The sequence below is a fragment of the Glycomyces dulcitolivorans genome (assembly GCF_003265355.1).
GTDB classification, from domain to species: domain Bacteria; phylum Actinomycetota; class Actinomycetes; order Mycobacteriales; family Micromonosporaceae; genus Glycomyces; species Glycomyces dulcitolivorans.
Genome location: NZ_QFRW01000096.1, coordinates 50026 through 68650, shown reverse-complemented (window position 1 = coordinate 68650; position 18625 = coordinate 50026). Strand labels below are relative to the sequence as shown.

Below are 18625 nucleotides of genomic sequence, written 5' to 3'. Positions count from 1 at the left end.
CCAGAGGTCTCCGACGAGATGTAGCATGAGTACTATCGATCAACGGAAGACTGCAACGGAGATTCAGATGGGACACCCCCCGGCATTCGACGGGCCCGTCATCGCCGTGTCCGACCTGCGGATGCGCTATGGCGACAAAGACGTGCTCACCGGCCTCGACCTCGAAATCGAACCCGGCGGCGTCACCGCCCTCCTCGGCCCCAACGGCGCCGGGAAGACCACCACCATCGAGATCCTCGAAGGCTTCCGCGCCCGCAGCGGCGGCGCCGTCGCCGTCCTCGGCACCGACCCCGAGCACGGCGACGAGCGCTGGAGGGCCGGCCTCGGCGTCGTCCTCCAGGAATGGCGCGACAACGGCAAATGGCGCGTCCGCGAACTCCTCGCCCACTTCGGCGAGTACTACAAGCCGTACTCCCAGTCCTGGGACGCCGACGAACTCCTCCAGATGGTCGGCCTCGAAGCCCAAGCCGCACAGCGCGTCCAGACCCTCTCCGGCGGCCAGCGGCGCCGCCTCGACGTCGCCCTCGGCATCATCGGCCGCCCCGCGCTCCTGTTCCTCGACGAACCCACCACCGGCTTCGACCCCCACGCGCGCCGCGAATTCCACGAGCTCATCCACCGGCTCACCGACCTCGACGGCACCACGATCCTGCTGACCACCCACGACCTCGACGAGGCCGAGAAGCTCGCCGAGCGCATCCTCATCCTCGCCGGCGGCCGCATCATCGCCGACGGCTCGCCCGACAAGCTCGCGCGCGCCGCCGCCACCACCGCCGAGGTCAAGTGGCTGGACAATAGCGGGACCCTCCAGGTCCACGCCACCGACGACGCCACCGAGTTCGTGCGCAAACTCCTCGCCACCGACGGCGGCACCGTCACCGACCTCGAAGTCCACCGGGCCAGCCTGGAGGACGCCTACCTCACCCTCGTCGCCGCCTTCGAAGCCGGACAGGCCGAGGCCGCCGTCGACACCTTCAAGGAGGCAACCGCGTGAACACCACACTGCACGCCTACAGCACCGGCTGGAAGCGCGGCCTCATCGAATCGCGCATCTCGCTCACCACCATCAGCGACCTCATGGGCTTCATCATGCCCACCGCGATCTCCATCGCCGTCCTGTTCTTCATGCGCGGCGCCGACTTCGAAGGCGCCCCCGTCTCACTCGGCTCCATGAACATGCCCAGCCTCATCGGCATGAACGTCGTCTTCGGCGGCCTCATGAGCATCATCGGCACCCTCTCCATGGACCGCACCAACGGGACCCTCCTGCGCGCCAAGTCCATGCCCGGCGGCATGACCGGATACCTCGTCGGCCACGTCGTCGCCACCGCGCTCTACGTCCTCGCCACCGTCGCCGTCATGCTCGCGGCCGGCCTGATCCTCTTCGACGGCCTCGAATTCGACACCCCCGACCGGTGGCTGCTGTTCCTCGCCGTCGTCCTCATGGGCATCGTCACGACCCTCCCGCTCGGCGCCGTCCTCGGCGCGCTCATCAACAACCCCAAGAACATGGGGCTCGTGATGCTCCCGGTCATGGGCTCGGTCGCGATCTCGGGGATCTTCTACCCGCTCGCCGCCCTCCCCGGCTGGCTCCAGACCATCGGGCAGGCCTTCCCGATCTACTGGATGGGCCTGGGGATGCGCCACGCGATGCTCCCCGACACCATGTCGGCCGTCGAGGTCGGCGGGTCCTGGCGGACCCTCATGATGTTCGGCGTCCTCGCCGCCTGGGCTATTCTCGCGCTGGCGCTCGCGCCGCGCCTCCTGCGGCGCATGGCCCGCCGCGAGTCCGGTTCGGCGGTGGCCGCGCGCCGCGCCGAGATGCAGCGGCAGTGGGGGTGACGGCATGGCCGGGGACGAGGTCTACAACCGGATCGCGATGCTCCGCGCCGAGCGGGGCGTCTCGCGCCGCCAGCTCGCGGAGGCCCTCGGCGTCCACTACCAGACCGTGGGGTACCTCGAACGCGGCGAGTACAGCCCGAGCCTCTACTTGGCGCTCAAGCTCTCCGAGTACTTCGAAGTGCCCGTAGAAGTCGTCTTCTCCACCAAGCCCTTCCCGCGCATCAGCGCCTGAGAGAAGGGCCTCCCGCCCCGCGCCCCGGAAACACCCCGGCCCACGGCCGTCCGGAGCGCGGGGCCTTTGTTCACTTTTGCGATACCGGGCGGTCGCCCGCGCCTGGAAGCGTGAGCGTCGAACCTTCAACCCCGTACGCATCGGAGACCACTGTGAACATCGACCGACGGCGGCTGCTGGCCGCCGGTGCCGGGAGCGCGATCCTGCTGGGCACGCCCGGCGTCTCGTACGCCTCCTCCCGGCCCCAGCTCACCCACGGCGTCCAGTCCGGCGACGTCACCGGACGCGGCGCGGTCCTGTGGACCCGCGCCGACCGCGGCTCCCGCATGCGGGTCGAGCTCGCGACCCGCCCGGACTTCAAGCACGCGCGCGAGATCAAGGGCCCCTCGCTGACCGACGCCACCGACTACACCGGGAAGCTCCGGCTGACCGGGCTACAGCCCGGGAAGACGTACCACTACCGGGTCCGCGCCGAAGGCGAGCGGAAGTCCGAGTCCCTCGAAGGCTCGTTCACGACCGCCTCCGACGAGTGCCGCGACATCGTGTTCCAGTGGTCGGGCGACCTCGCCGGGCAGGGCTGGGGGATCAACCCCGAGTTCGGCGGGTACCGGATCTTCCAGGCCATGGCCGACGCCGAACCGGACTTCTTCCTGTGCTCGGGCGACTTCGTGTACTCCGACGGGCCCCTCGTCGAGACCGTCGCGCTGCCGGACGGGACCACTTGGCGCAACACGGTCATCGAGGAGAAGTCGAAGGTCGCCGAGACCCTGGAGGAGTACCGGGGCCAGTTCAAGTACAACCTCCTCGACGACAACCTGCGCGCGTACCTGGCGCGGGTGCCGATGGTGAACCAGTGGGACGACCACGAGGTCACCAACAACTGGTACCCCGGGGAGATCCTCGACCTGCCGCAGTACACGGAGAAGAACGTCGACGTCCTCGCCGCGCGGGCCCGCCAGGCGTTCGCCGAGTACACCCCCGGCGGCTTCGACGCCGCGGGCCGGATCTACCGCAAGATCGAGTACGGGCCCCTGCTCGACCTGTTCGTGCTCGACATGCGGACCTATAAGAGCGCCAACCCCGACGCCGACGGCCCCACCGGGCAGATCCTCGGCGCGCAGCAGCTCGCGTGGCTCAAACGCGAACTGCGCCGCTCCAAGGCGACCTGGAAGGCCATCGCCGCGGACCTCCCCATCGGGCTCCTCGTCGGCGACGGCGCGGGCGCCTGGGAGGGCATCGCCGAAGGCACCGGGACCGCGCCGATGGGCCGCGAGACCGAGATCGCCGACCTCCTCTCGTACTGCAAGAGGGAGGAAGTGACGAACATGGTGTGGCTGACCGCGGACGTCCACTACACCGCGGCCCACCACTACAGCCCCGACCGGGCCGTGTTCCAGGACTTCGACCCGTTCTGGGAGTTCGTCTCCGGACCTTTGAACGCGGGCGCCTTCGGCCCCAACCAGCTCGACGCCACGTTCGGCCCCGAAGCGGTCTACGTCCAGGCCCCGCCCGCAGCCAACACCTCCCCGGCCGTCGGCTACCAGTTCTTCGGCGAAGTCCACATCGACGCCGAGACCGAGGTCCTCACGGTATCGCTCAAGGACATCGACGGCGAACCCCAGTTCACGCAGTCGGTCCAGCCGGTCGCATGACGAAGAACGCCCGCTCCGGGGAGCCGGAGCGGGCGTTCGTTCAGTCCGTCTTGCTGTAGAAGGCCGCGCCGGGCGGGGCGGCTTCGAGCCAGCTGAGGAAGCCGGTGACGGCCGAGGTCGTCATGGCGAGTTCGACTTCGCCGGAGGAGTTCTTGCAGCGGAGGATGGCGACCTCCGGGGGGAAGATCTGCGCCTCCGGGCCGACGGGGACGCGGCGGTCGGCGATCTGGAGGTCTTGGCGCGAGAGCGCGTAGCGCGGCCCGAACGCCAGGGAGAACATGCGGTACCAGCGGAGCGTGCCGCGCTCGTAGACCGCGAAACCGGGGGCCCAGCCGCGGCCCTCCATGTGCTTGGAGAGGCGGGCGGCCATGGCGACCGAGCCGGAACGGGAGAAGAACGAGCGCCGGACGTACGTCAGCACCAGGAACACCGCGACGGCCGCCGCCAGCGCGGCGACGATCAGCAGTGCCTTCAGCATGGCTAAGCCGAAGCGGGGGCGACCGCTTCGGCGGTCTCGGCGAGGATGGTCACGCCCTCGGTGGTGACCGACAGGAAGCCGCCTTCGATCTTCCAGGCGAGCTCGCCTCCGTCGGCCGGCTGGACGCGGACGGTGCTGTCGATGCGCAGCTCGCCCAGGAGCGGCTGGTGACCGGGCAGGACGCCCAGTTCGCCTTCGGTGGTGCGCGCGTAGACGGCCTTGGCCGTTCCGGACCACACCTTCGAGTCCACTGCCACGACTTCGACGTTCAGTTGCCCTGCCACAACGCTCCTTCAGCCAGACTCCGGGATGGTTACGGGAAGTCTAAACGGCGGGACCTGCGGCCGTCCATTCGCCCAAGGGCGCTGGGGGAGGTGATGAGGGGCACTACCTCGGAAACGACGAAGGCCCCCGGCGATGCCAGGGGCCCCGAAGTTCGACCGGAAGCGTTACACGCGCGCGCGGCGGGCGAGGCGCTCCGGGTCCATGATGATGACGCTCTTGCCGTCCAGGCGCAGCCAGCCGCGCCCGGCGAAGTCGGCGAGGGCCTTGTTCACGGTCTCGCGGGAGGCGCCGACGAGCTGGGCGAGCTCCTCCTGGGTGAGGTCGTGGGTCACGCGGAGGACGCCGCCGTCGCGGGTGCCGAAGCGGCTCGCCATGTGCAGCAGGGCCTTGGCCACGCGGCCGGGCACGTCGGTGAAGATGAGGTCCGCCATCGAGTCGTTCGTGCGACGAAGCCGGCGCGCTATCACCCGCAGGAGCTGCTCGGCGATCTCGGGGCGGTTCGCGAGCCAGGGCCGCAGGGCGGTCTTGGACAGGCGGGCCATGCGAGTGTCGGTGAGAGCGGTGGCGGTGGCGGTGCGGGGTCCGGGGTCGAAGAGCGCGAGCTCGCCGACCATGTCGGACGGGCCCATGACCGCGATCAGGTTTTGGCGGCCGTCGGCGGAGCGTCGCCCGAGCTTCACCTTCCCGGACATGACGATGTACAGACTGTCGCCCGGCTCGTTCTCGGTGAAGACGGTCTGGCCCTTGTTGATGTCGACGTACTCCATCTCTTTGATGAGCGACTCGACAGCTTCAGGGTCGACCCCCTTGAAGAGGGCGGCTCTCGCCAATACGTCTTCCATGTCCGTTCGCACCTTTCTTCAACGCACCGCTAGTGCAAGTACTGAGTCTATGCCTCTTGTCCGCATTGCGGGAGCGAGACCCCCGTAAATCCACATGCGCACCGTGCCGCCGGAATCGACATTCGTATCCGAATGAATGCGTTCCGTCCGTTCCGAGCGTCACCGGGTGAGACTCGCCTCGCCGTCGTAGCAGGGGTTTCCTTCCGATGAACGGAATGCGTCGACGGCGACCGATACAGCCTACCCGCATTGTGACGTCAGGCCCAACATCAGGCAAGGACGAAATTCCCCAAGATCGCACATGTCACGTGCAGGAACCGGTCCCCACGGACCCGCTCGCGGTGCGGCCCGCGTCGAGGACGGCCTCGGACTCGTCCATGGTGAGCGCGTAGCCGGTCTCGGGGTCGTCGACGGCGGCCGCGAAGATCACGCCGATCACCTCGCCGTCGGGGTTGATGAGCGGGCCGCCGGAGTTGCCGCCGATGATCTGGGCGTACAGCTGGTAGACCTCGCGGGTGACGGTGCCGTCCTCGTAGATGTCGGGGCCGGTCACGATGCGCGCCTCGCGGACCCGCGCGGCCGTGGCCGTGTACGGGCCGCCGCCGGGGTAGCCGAGGACGATCGCGTCGGCGCCGGAGTCGGCGGTCGCGGACTCGATGGGGAGCGGGTCGGCGTCGAGGTCGGGGACGTGGAGGATCGCGAGGTCCTTCTCGGGCTCGAAGACGATCACCTCGGCTTCGAGGAGGTCCCCGTCGGACTCGACGCGGACGTCGTCGGTCCCGGCGACCACGTGCGCGTTGGTGACGACGAGCTCGTCGTCGTACACGAAGCTGGAGCCCTCGATCTGGCGGTCGCAGGAGTCGGCCGTGCCGTGGACCTTGAGGACGGAGTCCTCGGCGTTCACGACGACTTCGGACGCGGCGAGTTCGGGGTCGGGCGGGTCGACGTCGCGGACCTGCGTCGGGTCGATGCCGTAGAAGATGTTCGGCATCCCCGAGGTGTTCAGCTCCTCGCGGAGGCGGTCGTAGACGCCGCGCACGGCCTCGGGCATGTTGTCGTCGATGCCGCCGACGATGCTGGAGTTGCGGACCGCGGCGGAGATCGCCGGGAGCGGCAGGCTCGCCAGGGGCGCGGCGGCCATCCACGTCACGAGCAGGACCGCGACGACGGAGATGACCGGGCCCAGGTAGTGGTCGACGCGCCTGGAGCCGTTGGTCTTCAGCTTCTTGCGGAGGCGGTAGCCGATGGCGGTCATGAGGGCCTGGCCGCCGAGGGCGAGCGCGAAGACGATGACGAGGGCGACGACGAGTTTGGCGATCGGCTCGCGGTAGAAGTCAGCGGCCCACGGGGCGATGTTGATGCCGAGGATGGCGCCGCCGAGGAAGCCGAGGAACGTCGCGGCCGAGAGGATGAAGCCCTGCCGGTAGCCGTTGATCGCGAACAGGAGCGCCAGGAGCACGATGATCACGTCGACCACGATTCCCGAACCACTCGCGCTCATCGCCACCCCGCAATCGTCGAGAGCCGCTAGCGCCCTTCGAGTTCCATGGCGCGGTCCCGGTCCCAGGGGCGGGACCAGCCGCCCAGGTCCAACAGCCACGACAGTACCCCGGCGGTGAACCCCCAAATCAAGGGCACACCGGCGACCTGGAAGCCCGGTCCGCTGCGTCCCGACGGGTACCCGACGGTGCCGCGCGAGGCGGGGTCGGCGAGGACCGGGAGCGGCACCTGGTGGGCGGCGGCGACTTCGGAGGCGGCCTGGGGCGCGACCGTGTGGGGGCGGCGCCACAGGGCGAGCACGGGCGTGACGGCGAAGCCGGACACGGGGATCCACAGCGGCGGCAGGGTCGCGCCGACGCTGACGGTGGCGGGGTCGACGGCGAGTTCCTCGGCGGCTTCGCGGAGCGCGGTGGCGGCCGCGTCGGCGTCGCCGGGGTCGGCCGCGCCGCCGGGGAACGCGACCTCGCCGGGGTGGTGGCGCAGCGTCGCGGCCCGCTGCTGGAGCAGGACCGTGGGGCCGGGTTCGCTGTCGCACAAGAGAACCAGGACCGCGGCGGTCCGGGCGTGCTCCTCTTCGTAAGGGCGCAGGTGGCCTTCGATGACGCGCTCGGCCGTAGGCCCCTGCGCTTCAGCTGCGGCTTTGAGGAGCGGCCCCCACCACTCGGGGTTCTGCGTCACGCCAGCTCCAGGCCGAACGCGGCCTCGGCGGCCGCGGTGAGGCTCTCGGCGGTCGTGCCGGACTCGATGATGAGCTGCTCGACGGTGCCGTCGGGGGCGACGAGCGCGATGCCGGGGAGGGCCGGGACGCCGAGGGAGGTCCGGATCGCCTCGTCGGGGTCGGCCACGGACGGGTAGGTCATGCCGAAGTCCTCGGCGAACCAGCGGCCGCGGTCGTCGATGTCGCCGGTGTCGACGCCGAGGACGTCGACCTGGGCGGCATTGGCTTGGAAGAACGCCTCGATCTCGGGGGCCTCGTCCTGGCACGGCAGGCACCAGCTGGCCCACAGGACCACGACCAGGGGCTTCCCGGAGGTGCCGACCGCGGTCGCTGTGCCGTCGCCGAGGCAGTCGAGTTCGAGGTCCCCGACGTCGGCGATCGGGACGGCGCCGCCGGCGCAGGCGACGGACCAGGTCGGTTCGTTCGAGTCGTCCGCGGTCTCGGTGTCAGCGGGTGAACCGGAGCAGGCCGCGAGGAACAGGAGCGGCAGGGCCGCGAGGAGTCGTCTCACGCGCCCACCGCGTGCTCGCTGTGCCCTCTTGAACCGCCTTCGGCGGCAGCCGCCAAGCGGATCAGCTCGTCGACGTTGTCGCCCTTGAGGAGCTTCGCGGCCTCGGCCGGGTCGGTGGGGCCCTCGCCGAAGGAGGGGCAGTGCGCGGCGAGCGTGCACGCGCCGCACGCGGGTTTGCGGGCGATGCAGACGCGGCGGCCGTGGAAGATGATGCGGTGGGAGAACATGGTCCACTCGCGGGGCTCGACGAGCTTCTGGAGCTGGAACTCCAGCTTCACCGGGTCCTTGCCGTCGACGAGCCCCAGCCGGTTCGTTATCCGGATCATGTGAGTGTCGACGGTGATGCCGGGGACGCCGAAGGCGTTGCCGCGGATGACGTTCGCGGTCTTGCGGCCGATCCCGGGGAGCTTCACCAGGTCGTCCATGCCTTCGGGGAGCTTCCCGTCGTGGTCGGCCACGAGGGCCTTGCCGAGGCCGATGATCGAGCGGGTCTTGTTGCGGTAGAAGCCGGTCGGCCGGATGATCTCCTCGACGTCCTCGGGGTTCGCCTCGGCGTAGTCGTCGGCGTCGCGGTACTTCGCGAACAGGGCCGGGGTCGTGAGGTTGACGCGGACGTCGGTGCACTGGGCCGAGAGGATCGTGGCGACGGCCAGTTCGAGCGGATTGGAGTAGTCGAGCTCGCAGTGGGCGTCGGGGTGGGCCGCGGCGAGGAGGCGGTCGATGACGCGGGCGCGGCGCTTCTTCGCCAGCTCGGATTCTGTGCCTTTTCGGGCGTCGGCGGCGGTCACCCCGCCATGGTACGCGGGCGCACCGGCAACCGCCTGCGGCCTCGCAGCAGCAGCGCACCCAGGCCCAGCAGCCCGCCGCCGGCGGCCGTCGCCGCCGCGCTCCACACCGTCGGGACCGATTCGGGCGCCTCGGTCACCGAGACGTCCGCGGCCACGGCCGCGCCCGCGTCGACGATCCCGGCCCCCAGATCCTCGCCGCCGGGATTCGCGGTCGAGACCAGGGCCCGGCGCACCTGCGCGGCCGACCAGTCCGGATGCGCCGAGCGGACCAGGGCCGCGGCGCCCGAGACGATCGCCGACGCGAAGGACGTGCCGGTCACGGTCTTGTGCCCGCCGCGGGCGTCGGCGGCCGTCAGCTCCGCGCCCGGCGCGGCCAGGTCCACGCCGTCGCCGGTGACGGCGGTCTGCCAGCGCTCGCCGTCCCGGTCGGTGCCGGTGACGGCCAGGACGGTGTCGATGCGGGCGGGGAACCACACCTCTTCATCTGCGACGCCCTGCTTCTGGTTCCCGGTGCAGGCGACCACGACCACGTCGTGGTGCTCGGCGTAGGCGATCGCCTCGGCGAACGGCGCGGAGTCGTAGTGGCCGCCGAGGGACAGGTTGACGACGTCGGCGCCGTTGTCGACGGCCCAGCGGACGGCCGCGCCGACCATCGCCGAATCGTGGTAGCGGTTCTCGTCGTCGAGGACGCGCACGGGCAGGATCGTCGCCTCGGGGGCGACCCCGGGGTTGCCGCCGCCGGGGCGGCCCGCGATGAGGCTCGCGACGGCGGTGCCGTGGCCGACCGGGTCGGCCTGCCCGAAGGCCCGCTCGTAGACCGGGTCCTCGTCCGAACCCAGAGCGAGGAGCCGCGGTTCGGCGCCGGGGTCGGCGTCGACGTAGCTGCGGCCCGGGAGGACGGCCCCCTGCAGGTCGGGGTGGTCGGCGTCGACGCCGGAGTCGATCACGGCGACCACGACCCCCTCGCCGTCCGCGACGGGCCACGCCGTCGGCGCCCCGGCCGCGGCGACCTGCCACGGGACCGGGGAGGCGGCCCCGGCGGGCGCGGACAGCAAGAGCGCCAACAGCGTCGAGCAGACGCAGGCCATCGTGTATCGAGCGGTGCGGTTCCCCATCAGAGCGGGATCGTTACACAGCGACAGGCCCACAGCGTGGGAATGACACGCGTTCGCCTTTATGATTTCGTTATTGTCAGCCTACTGAACGAAGCTTGACAACGCCCTCGCGTTACGGTGACCATCGCGAGGGGACGCCGCGTTCGCTCGACACCGCCCCATCCAAGACCGGTAGGGGGGAAGGGCTGAGTGGGATCGATGTGGGAACCGAGTAACGAGATCGAGCACCGCCTCAGAGAAGCGCTGCGAGCCGAGGACCAGGACGGATACTTCCGCATCCTGGCGCAGATCGAACTTGTGCTCCCACTGTCCTATGAGGGGGTCAACGGCACGGGAGCCGACACGTGGGCCACGTGGACCACGGACGACCGCACGCACATCTTGGCCTTCACGTCCGAGTCGGCGCTCCAGGTGTGCCTGCGCGACAACGCCGGATCGTCGCGGCGCGTGACGTTCCAGTCGCTCGCCGAGGCGTGGCCCGACGAGGAGTGGTGGCTGGCGGTCAACCCCGGCCTCCCGATCGAGGGATACCTGCCGGCCTGGTTCGTCTCCCAAGTCGCCCAGGGCATGACGACCGTCCCGTCCGACCCGGCACCGGCCCCGGCGCCCGCCGAGCCGTACCGCGAGGACCGCTTCGCCGCGACCCGCAGCGACCCGGACCCGTTCGCGAACCCGCTGGCGCCGCCGGCGCAGCGCGAGAGCTTCATGCCCCCGCCGCCGCCGATCCCGGACGTCCCGCCCGCGCCGCGCCGGTCCTCGGACTTGAACAGCGGCCAGAACTCGACGGTCGGCGGGACCACGAACGCGGGCCTGCCGCTGCGCCAGCCGCCGCGCGAGGACGCCGAGCCGCAGGGCTTCGGCGACCAGTTCCAGTCGCAGCCGTCCCAGCAGTCGTTCCAGCAGCCCCCGCAGGACTTCACGCCGCAGCCGCAGAGCTTCGGCTCGCAGCCGCGCGGCTACTCGCAGCCCCAGGGGATCGGGTCGCAGCCGCAGGGCTTCGGTTCGCCGCAGCAGAGCTACAACCCGTCGCAGCCCCAGGGCTACACGTCCCAGCCGCAAAGCTTCGGGTCGCAGCCGCGCGGGGAGGCCTTCCCGGCCGAGCCGCAGTGGCCGTCCCCGCAGGACCAGTGGCCCGACGCGCCGGACTGGCTGCGCGACCAGCAGCCCGACCCGACGACGCTGCCGACCCGCGCCCCGGCGCCGGTGTCGTACCCGGAGACCTACTCCTCCGGGGACGCGTTCGGCACGCCCGGGCAGCCGGAGGAGCCGCGCACGGCCGAGGCGTTCGCGTCGATGTCGAGCGCGTTCGGACGCCGGCCCGCGGCCGAGCCCGAGCCGCAGGCGAAGGCCGCGGCGCAGCCGGTGGAGCTCAACGGCGAGACCGCCGAGCCGCTCCTGGCTGAAGCGGCGTCGACCGGCGACACCGCCGGGTTCCTCCAGACCCTGCTGTGCGCCAGCGTGATCCTGCCGATCGGCGACCCCGAGGCCGCGCACCTGCGGGTCGGCGACCCGGCGTTCCGGTGGGCCAGCGACGTCGTCGACGGCAACATCGGGATCACGGTGTACACCACCGAGGCCCGCATGGCCGAGCGCTCCGGCGAGGACACCCCGCACACCACCGTCCCGTTCGGGTGGCTCATCCAGCACTGGCCGGGCCAGGACTACGCGCTGTACGTCAACCCCGGGACCTCGGTGGGCGCCAACATGTCCGGGCCCGAGATCGAACCGCTGCTGAAGTGGGCCGAGGCCAAGGACCTGCTCGTGTTCGCCCGCGAGATGGAGAAGCGCCACGCCGCCGCCGCGCGCGCGGCCTCGCCCGCGCACCGCGTGCAGCCGGTCCTGTGGCAGAAGACCATCCCGCACCACCAGGTGCCGTTCTACCTGGAGCGCGGCTACGACCGCGTCGGCGGCTTCGTGCACCCGGCCGAGGCCGTGGACCACCTGCGCACGCCCGCGCAGCTGTACCTGGCGCTCGGGCTCATCCGCTCCAGCGAGGACTTCAGCCCCACCGACGACTCGGTGCACGTGCTCCGCTGGGTCGGCTACCGGACCGACCTGTACCCGGCCGCGATCGGCGGCAACGACTTCCCGACCGCGGAGTCCCGCGGCGGCACGGTCGTCGAGCCCGGCCCGTTCCGCGGCGACGGGTTCGCGCCCTCGGAGTCCCCCGAGGACCGCATCCCCGAGCACAAGGTCGACTCGGTGCGGCTGCCGCACGGCGCGAAGATCCTCCGGATCGACTCGCGCGGCGAGGTCACCGAGCTGGCCCTGTACGACTCCGACACCCGTGAGTGGACCCCGGTCGACGGCGCCTTCGGCGGCCCGGCCGCCATCGAGGCGCCCTCCGTCCCGGCGCTGCCGCCGGCTCCGGCGCCCGCCGACGTCCCGCCCCCGGCCGGACCGATGGGCGAGGCCTACGGGTACGCGGCGGGCGGCGGCTACGACAGCGCGCTCGGCGAGGCCTGGGGCGACGCCGACGGGCACTACGACCTGGTGCGGCCCAAGCCCGAGGAGCGGGCGGCGTCCGTCCTCGACCACCGCACCAGTGACTGGAAGGACGGCTGATGCGCGACGGCTACATCGCCCGCTGGAAGGGCGCCGAGTACGACTCCAGCCCCGACGGGGCCCATGTGCGGCTCTACTCGCCGACCGGCGGCGACGGGTTCGTGCAGGTCGCCGAGGGGCGCTACCGCCGTGGCGTGCCGATCGGCGAGCTGGAGGACTTCTTCTACGTGCGCACGGTCTGCACCTGGCGCGGGGAGCCGTTCCTGCTGCTGGGGGCCTCCGGCGACTGGTACCGGCTCGAATACCGGGGCGGGCGCTCGGACACGGCCCGCGCGCTGGGCCTGGAGCCCTACGACAACGGGGTGTACCAGATCTGGGCCCCGGCCGAAGAGGTCACCGACATCAGCGAGCAGTACCTCTAGACGACACTTGCGACCCCGGTCCGTTCGGACCGGGGTCGCGTGTTGTCCAGGGGCGCAACACCTGGACGAGACGCATCGACTTGTGTAAATCTGTGTAGAGACCGCTTTCAAACCGGCCCGATATTGCTGTATGCTTCACAAGACTGTATGAAAGCGCTTGCCTTATCATCTGGAGCAGATCCCTATGGCAGAGAGAATCACCGTCGGCATCGCCCTCAACGGCGTGACCGGGCGCATGGGCTACCGCCAGCACCTCGTGCGCTCGCTCCTGGCCATCCGCGAGCAGGGCGGCGTCCAGCGCGCCGACGGCGGCGTCATCTGGCCCGAGCTGACCCTCGTCGGCCGCAGCGCCGACAAGCTCGCCGCGGTCGCCGAGCGCCACGGGCTCGACAAGTACACGACCAGCCTCGACGAGGCGCTGAACGACGAGTCGATCGGGATCTACTTCGACGCGCTGACGACGCAGCACCGCCTCGCCGCCGTCAACGCCGCCATCAAGGCCGGCAAGCACGTGTACACCGAGAAGCCCATCGCGACCAGCCTCGAAGACGCGCTCTCCCTGGCCCGGACCGCCCGCGACGCCGGCGTCAAGAACGGCGCGGTCGCCGACAAGCTGTACCTGCCCGGCCTGCGCAAGCTCAAGCGCCTGGTCGACTCCCGCTTCTTCGGCCGCGTCCTGTCCGTGCGCGGCGAATTCGGCTACTGGGTCTTCGAAGGCGACTGGCAGGAGGCCCAGCGGCCCTCCTGGAACTACCGCGCCGAGGACGGCGGCGGCATGGTCCTGGACATGTTCCCTCACTGGTCCTACCTGCTCGAAGGCACGTTCGGCTCGCCGATCAAGTCGGTCATCGCGAACGTGACCACCCACATTCCGGAGCGCTTCGACGAGCAGGGGCAGCCGTACACCGCGACCGCCGACGACGCCGCGTACGCGATCTTCGAGCTCGTCGACGGCACCGTCGTCCAGATGAACTCGTCCTGGGCCACCCGCGTCGACCGCGAGGAGCTCGTCGAGTTCCACGTCGACGGCACCGAGGGCTCGGCGATCGCCGGCCTGCGCAAGGCCCGCGCCCAGCACCGCGCGCACACCCCCAAGCCCGTGTGGAACCCCGACATCGACCAGCCGATCCCCTTCCGGCAGCAGTGGCACGAGGTGCCCGACAACGAGGTGTTCGACAACGGCTTCAAGCTCCAGTGGGAAGAGTTCCTTCGCCACGTGGTGGACGACGAGCCGTGGCACCATGACTTCCTGGCCGCCGCCCGCGGCGTCCAGCTCGCCGAGGCCGGCTACCGGTCCGCGCGCGAGGGCCGCCGCATCGAGCTTGAGGAGCTGGTCCTGTGACCCGCGAGTTCACCTCCCGCGTCATCTACTCCGCCGCGCACGTCGTCGCGAACCCCTTGGCCGACAACGGCCCCGGCCGCCCCGCCGCGGTCGACTGGGACGCGACCATCGGCTTCCGCCGCCACCTGTGGGACCTCGGCCTCGGCGTCGCCGACGCCATGGACACCGCCCAGCGCGGCATGGGCCTCGACTGGGACGCCACCAAGCAGCTCATCCGCCGCTCCGCCGAGGCCGCCGGCCCCGACGACCTCCTCGCCTGCGGCGTCGGCACCGACCAGCTCGGCGCGGCCCCCGCGACGATCGACGACATCCGCGCGGCCTACCTCGAACAGCTCGCGGTGGTCGAGGACGCCGGTGCGGGCACGATCCTCATGTGCTCCAGGGCGCTTGCGGCGAGTGCCAAGGGCCCCGACGAGTACAAGGCCCTGTACGCCGAGCTGCTCGGCGAAGTCAGCGGCAAGGCGATCCTCCACTGGCTGGGCCCGATGTTCGACCCGGCGCTGGAAGGCTACTGGGGCACAGGGAATCTCGAAGAAGCCGCAGACGTCTTCGTGGAGATCATCAGTGAGAACGCCGCGAAAATCGACGGCATCAAGATGAGCCTCCTGGACGCCGAGGCCGAAATCTCGCTGCGCCGCAGGCTCCCTGAAGGCGTCCGCTGCTACACCGGCGACGACTTCAACTACCCGCGCCTCATCGCCGGCGACGAGTTCGGCCACTCCGACGCCCTCCTGGGCATCTTCGACCCCCTCGCGCCCCTCGCCTCGCAGGCCGTCAAGCGCCTCGACGACGGCGACGTGGCCGGCTTCCACGCGATCCTCGACCCGACGGTGCCCTTGGCCCGCAAGGTCTTCGAAGCCCCCACCTTCAACTACAAGACCGGCGTCGTCTTCCTCGCCTGGCTCTCCGGCTACCAGAACCACTTCAAAATGGTCGGCGGCCTCGAATCCGCCCGCTCCATCGAGCACTTCGGACAGATCGTCGACCTCGCCCTCGAAGTCAACCTCTTCCCCGACGAGAACCTCGCCATCGACCGCTTCAACGCCCTCCTCAAAACCGCAGGCCAACCTCCCCGGACCCTCGCATGACCGCCGCCGACCGCTTCTCCTTCAACCACGCCACCGCGAAGTTCTGGGACCAGCGCGAAGCCGTCGAAGCCTGCGCCCGCGAGGGCGTCGGCATCGGCCTGTGGCGGGAACCGTTGCAGGAGATGGGTGTCGAAGCGACCGCCAAGCTGGTGAAAGACGCGGGGGTCGAAGTTACGAGCCTATGCAGGGCAGGCTTCTTCACCAACCCAACCAAGGAAGCGATCGCTGACAACAGAAAAGCGATCGAAGAGGCCGCAGCAGTAGGAGCCCCGACGCTGGTCCTCGTCTCAGGAGGAATCCCCGAAGGCAAAACGATCGACCAAGCCCGCGAAGGCGTGAAAGAAGCCCTGGAAGAACTAGCCCCCTACGCTGTAGAGCAGGGCATCACGCTGGCAATAGAACCCCTGCACCCAATGTTCGCGAGTGACAGGTGCGTGGTCACCACCCTCGGGGAAGCCCTGGACCTAGCAGCCCCGTTCTCTCCTGAGGCCGTAGGCGTAGTGGTGGACACGTACCACATCTGGTGGGACCCCGAAGTCTGGAAGGGCATCGCCCGAGCAGGCCGAGAAAACCGAATCGCCTCCTTCCAATTCGCCGACTGGATCACCCCCCTCCCCGCCGGAGTCCTCACCGGCCGAGGCCAACTCGGCGACGGCTGCATCGACTTCAAGCGCTACCTCAAGGAAGTAGACGCCACCGGCTTCACCGGCCCCATCGAGGTCGAGCTGTTCAACGACGCCCTATGGGCCCGCCCGGGCGCAGAGGTCTTCGCAGAAACCAAGGCCGCCTTCGAACGCGTGGTCGCCTGAACACAATAAGAAAGGGCCGCCTGATGGGCGGCCCTTTCTAATTCGCTGATTTGGCGCTGTTAACGCCACTTCGCCGGACTTGATGGCGGTGATGAGGCCGGTCCAGGTGTCGGTGTCCAGAAGGAGGTGCGGGAAGTCGCCTTCGGTAGGAAGTTTCGAGTCCCGGACCGCGACTGCCTCCGCGGTCGGGGCCACCTCAACGCAGTTTCCGTTGCCGACACTACGACTGGACTTGCGCCAGGCAAGAGCGTTCATTTGTCACCTTTTTGAGATCCGAGCCAATGATCAGTAAAGCTTAGCCATGACTTGGCTCACTTTTGCACGGGTCTCGGAGGTGGAATCCGCGAGTGTTTCCAGGCGATCGAAGGCGTTCTGGTAAACGCTTACATCTTCTTGTTCTTCCAGGACCTGCCCTTGAATGTAACCGTCGAGATAGACGACCGGACCCTCCGTAGGGTCGGGGAAATTCAAGAGCGTGAACGGTTCTGACATCGCTGGATGTCCGCCGACCGAGAACGGCAGGATCTGCAAGGTGATGTTCGGGAGCTCGGACAGTTCGAGCAAGTGCTGGAGCTGGGTGCGGAACTGCGATCGCGACCCCACCGGGCGCAGCAGGACGGCCTCGTTGATCACTGCTGAGATCCGCACCGGGTTCTCGCGGGTCAGGATTTTCTGGCGCTGGAGCCGGGCATCGACCTTCTGTTCGATCTCGGCGTCATGGGTCGTCAAGCGGAAGAGCTCCCGGGCGTAGTCCGCGGTCTGGAAGAGGCCCGGAACCGCCTCGGACTCGTAGGTCTCGATCGAGACCGCCGCTTCTTCGAGGCCGACGTAGAAGCCGAACCAGTCGGGAATGACGCTGAACTTCTGCCACCAGCCGCGTTCGGTCGCCCCTCGTGCAAGCTCGATCAGCGCTTCCGCCTGCTCGCCCGTCACTCCATAGAGGGCCAGGGCGGCACGGACCACCACCGGTCTCGCGGTGATCTCGCGGTTCTCGATGCGCCCCAGATTGCCCGGGCTCATGTCGAGGGCCTTCGCCGCTGCACTGCGAGTCAGCCCTGCCTGTTCCCGAAGGGCGGTGAGCTCCTTGGCGATGCGGCGGCGCTTGACTGTTGGGCTGCGCAGCTCGTACATGGGCTGAGTATTTCATGCAGACCGCGTTTAGGCAAAGATCAGTCACACAATCGGGTCTCATGCAAGTTGCATAACGATTTGGTTGCATGTATGATATGGATCACGGGCGAAAAGCCGCAGACTTCGCATCAGGTCGAACGCGAACGCTGCTGACTCGCAGGCCGGCCGGTCGACGTGGGGGACCGGGCGGTGCAGCCGATGCACGACCTCGGCCCGCTCCTTCGGAGTCGTAGACCGAAGGCGCGGGCCGTTTCGAGGGCCATCGCCCACTTGCACAACCGCATAGGTCGCACAGGCGGCGGCCCACTGGAAGATCTTTGGCGAGAAGCCAGCAGGCCGCCTACCCCAAGAGAGGTGAACTCTCATGGCACTTCTGACCATAGCCCTCGTCGACACGCCCCCTTCGCCGAGGCCGACCCCCGACCGCGTCGTCTGGACCGCCGCGATGGTCGAGTACCCGTGGCTTTACCTGGGAGAGTTCACCCGTGGTATCGGCATGGGGGCCAAGGTCCGGTTCCTCGTCGAGAGGTCCACTGCGGAGCTGACGCTGCACCGCATCCGCTACAGCGAGGGATTCGGAAGGGAGCCTTCGCTGGTCGCGTTCTTCACCGAGCCGGCCGCCTCCCCGACCATATGGCAGGCCGCCTGGAGGGGCGACCGGCTCAGTCCGGGCATCGAGGCCGATGCCAGGTTGATCGCGCGTTAGTCGCGGTCTTTGAAGGCGTCCCTGCCGTTGAGGGGGCGGGCGAGGTCCTTTTCGGTCGCCTGGTGGTGGCCGGTGTAGGCGGCGAAGACGACCACGTTCTCGGTGTAGTCGCCGGACTCGCGGTCGAATTCGCCGCCGCAGGTGATCAGGCGGAGGACCGGTTCGGGCTCGACGCCGAAGATGTCCTCGTACGGGAGGCGCTTCTTCGGATAGGACTCGACCTCGGTGACCTCGTAGACCACTACCATGCCGTCCTCGCGCGTGAGCTCGATTTCGTCGCCCTCCTTGAGGCGCTTCACGGCGTAGAAGACGGCCGGACCGCTGCGTTCGGTGTCCACATGGCCCATCAGGACCGTCGGCCCGAACTCGCCCGGGGTCGGGCCCGGCTCGAACCAGCCGGCCTCGTGCGGGCGCCACATCTTGGGGACCTCGAAGTTGCCCCTGTAGTCCAGGCCGAGCGCGACCAGAGGCGCGTGGACGTCGAGGCGGTCGATGTCGACGCGGGTCGGCTCGGAGCGGTCGAGCCAGTCGCCGCCGGCGGGGTCGGCGATGAGGAAGGGGTCGTCCTTGAAGGGGCTGCCGAACTCGGGCCAGTGGAGGGACGGGACGGGCGTGACGCTTCCCAGCATCAGGCCGAGGCCTCCTGCCAGGAGCATTGA

At 69.5% G+C, this 18625-nt stretch carries 21 protein-coding genes; 10 read left to right on the top strand and 11 right to left on the bottom strand.

The annotated features are described in order from the left end of the window. The first annotated feature begins 67 nt into the window (after window positions 1–67). The 4 genes from DI269_RS12690 to DI269_RS12675 all read left to right on the top strand — a co-directional run bounded on the left by DI269_RS12690 (window position 68) and on the right by DI269_RS12675 (window position 3726). A complete protein-coding gene (locus DI269_RS12690) occupies window positions 68–994 on the top strand; it encodes an ABC transporter ATP-binding protein (protein ID WP_198667368.1) in 927 nt (308 codons plus the stop codon). Then, the gene (locus DI269_RS12685) at window positions 991–1842 is read left to right on the top strand and encodes an ABC transporter permease (protein WP_232822727.1); all 852 of its coding nucleotides are present in this window, start codon (window positions 991–993) and stop codon (window positions 1840–1842) included. The genes DI269_RS12690 and DI269_RS12685 overlap by 4 nt, the downstream gene beginning before the upstream one ends. Before the next feature lie 4 nt (window positions 1843–1846). Continuing rightward, window positions 1847–2074 (top strand): helix-turn-helix transcriptional regulator, encoded by a 228-nt coding sequence (locus DI269_RS12680; RefSeq protein ID WP_112136468.1) that lies wholly within the window; start codon window positions 1847–1849, stop codon window positions 2072–2074. A 152-nt stretch (window positions 2075–2226) separates the two neighbouring features. Next, a complete protein-coding gene (locus DI269_RS12675; RefSeq protein WP_112136466.1) occupies window positions 2227–3726 on the top strand; it encodes an alkaline phosphatase D family protein in 1500 nt (499 codons plus the stop codon). Window positions 3727–3766: 40 nt separating this feature from the next. Here the strand turns inward: DI269_RS12675 and DI269_RS12670 are convergent, their stop codons facing one another. The 8 genes from DI269_RS12670 to DI269_RS12635 all read right to left on the bottom strand — a co-directional run bounded on the left by DI269_RS12670 (window position 3767) and on the right by DI269_RS12635 (window position 9963). After that, window positions 3767–4204: a DUF2550 domain-containing protein gene (locus tag DI269_RS12670; RefSeq protein ID WP_112136464.1), complete on the bottom strand. Its 438-nt coding sequence runs from the start codon at window positions 4202–4204 to the stop codon at window positions 3767–3769. Between the two features lie 2 nt (window positions 4205–4206). After that, entirely contained in the window at window positions 4207–4488 is a 282-nt protein-coding gene (locus tag DI269_RS12665; protein ID WP_112136462.1) for a F0F1 ATP synthase subunit epsilon, read from the bottom strand. Window positions 4489–4653: 165 nt separating this feature from the next. Continuing rightward, window positions 4654–5331, bottom strand: a complete 678-nt coding sequence (locus DI269_RS12660) for a Crp/Fnr family transcriptional regulator (RefSeq protein ID WP_091052475.1) — start codon at window positions 5329–5331, stop codon at window positions 4654–4656. 304 nt (window positions 5332–5635) lie between these two features. Further along, window positions 5636–6832, bottom strand: a complete 1197-nt coding sequence (locus tag DI269_RS12655) for a MarP family serine protease (protein ID WP_112136527.1) — start codon at window positions 6830–6832, stop codon at window positions 5636–5638. Window positions 6833–6858: 26 nt separating this feature from the next. Beyond that, a complete protein-coding gene (locus DI269_RS12650; protein WP_198667367.1) occupies window positions 6859–7509 on the bottom strand; it encodes an NUDIX hydrolase in 651 nt (216 codons plus the stop codon). Continuing rightward, window positions 7506–8060 (bottom strand): TlpA family protein disulfide reductase, encoded by a 555-nt coding sequence (locus DI269_RS12645; protein ID WP_157974945.1) that lies wholly within the window; start codon window positions 8058–8060, stop codon window positions 7506–7508. Before DI269_RS12645 ends, DI269_RS12650 begins: the two co-directional genes overlap by 4 nt. Further along, a complete protein-coding gene (gene nth / locus DI269_RS12640) occupies window positions 8057–8848 on the bottom strand; it encodes an endonuclease III (protein ID WP_112136458.1) in 792 nt (263 codons plus the stop codon). Before nth ends, DI269_RS12645 begins: the two co-directional genes overlap by 4 nt. Continuing rightward, window positions 8845–9963: a S8 family serine peptidase gene (locus tag DI269_RS12635; protein ID WP_112136456.1), complete on the bottom strand. Its 1119-nt coding sequence runs from the start codon at window positions 9961–9963 to the stop codon at window positions 8845–8847. The genes nth and DI269_RS12635 overlap by 4 nt, the downstream gene beginning before the upstream one ends. A gap of 198 nt (window positions 9964–10161) precedes the next feature. On the opposite strand from DI269_RS12635, the gene DI269_RS12630 reads away from it, so the two are divergent. The 5 genes from DI269_RS12630 to DI269_RS12610 all read left to right on the top strand — a co-directional run bounded on the left by DI269_RS12630 (window position 10162) and on the right by DI269_RS12610 (window position 16129). Continuing rightward, entirely contained in the window at window positions 10162–12528 is a 2367-nt protein-coding gene (locus tag DI269_RS12630) for an SseB family protein (RefSeq protein WP_112136454.1), read from the top strand. Further along, window positions 12525–12890, top strand: a complete 366-nt coding sequence (locus DI269_RS12625; RefSeq protein ID WP_091052758.1) for a hypothetical protein — start codon at window positions 12525–12527, stop codon at window positions 12888–12890. Before DI269_RS12630 ends, DI269_RS12625 begins: the two co-directional genes overlap by 4 nt. 184 nt (window positions 12891–13074) lie before the next feature. Then, window positions 13075–14232 carry a Gfo/Idh/MocA family protein gene (locus tag DI269_RS12620; protein ID WP_112136452.1) on the top strand — a complete coding sequence of 386 codons (1158 nt, stop codon included), beginning with the start codon at window positions 13075–13077 and terminating at the stop codon, window positions 14230–14232. Next, complete coding sequence (locus DI269_RS12615; RefSeq protein WP_112136450.1) at window positions 14229–15320, top strand: dihydrodipicolinate synthase family protein; 1092 nt, start codon at window positions 14229–14231, stop codon at window positions 15318–15320. The genes DI269_RS12620 and DI269_RS12615 overlap by 4 nt, the downstream gene beginning before the upstream one ends. Then, on the top strand, window positions 15317–16129 hold the full coding sequence (locus DI269_RS12610) for a sugar phosphate isomerase/epimerase family protein (protein WP_112136448.1): 813 nt from the start codon (window positions 15317–15319) through the stop codon (window positions 16127–16129). Before DI269_RS12615 ends, DI269_RS12610 begins: the two co-directional genes overlap by 4 nt. Here DI269_RS12610 and DI269_RS29075 read toward each other — a convergent pair. Together DI269_RS29075 and DI269_RS12600 are read right to left on the bottom strand one after the other, a co-directional pair. Beyond that, window positions 16061–16384, bottom strand: coding sequence for a DUF397 domain-containing protein (locus DI269_RS29075; RefSeq protein WP_112136446.1), 324 nt, complete (start codon window positions 16382–16384; stop codon window positions 16061–16063). The genes DI269_RS12610 and DI269_RS29075 overlap by 69 nt on opposite strands. Window positions 16385–16414: 30 nt before the next feature. Then, window positions 16415–17260 carry a helix-turn-helix domain-containing protein gene (locus DI269_RS12600; protein WP_112136444.1) on the bottom strand — a complete coding sequence of 282 codons (846 nt, stop codon included), beginning with the start codon at window positions 17258–17260 and terminating at the stop codon, window positions 16415–16417. A gap of 364 nt (window positions 17261–17624) precedes the next feature. On the opposite strand from DI269_RS12600, the gene DI269_RS12595 reads away from it, so the two are divergent. Continuing rightward, window positions 17625–17966 carry a hypothetical protein gene (locus tag DI269_RS12595; protein WP_112136442.1) on the top strand — a complete coding sequence of 114 codons (342 nt, stop codon included), beginning with the start codon at window positions 17625–17627 and terminating at the stop codon, window positions 17964–17966. Here DI269_RS12595 and DI269_RS12590 read toward each other — a convergent pair. Next, a complete protein-coding gene (locus DI269_RS12590; RefSeq protein WP_157974943.1) occupies window positions 17963–18595 on the bottom strand; it encodes a class F sortase in 633 nt (210 codons plus the stop codon). The two genes, DI269_RS12595 and DI269_RS12590, sit on opposite strands and share 4 nt — an antisense overlap. Window positions 18596–18625: the final 30 nt, after the last annotated feature.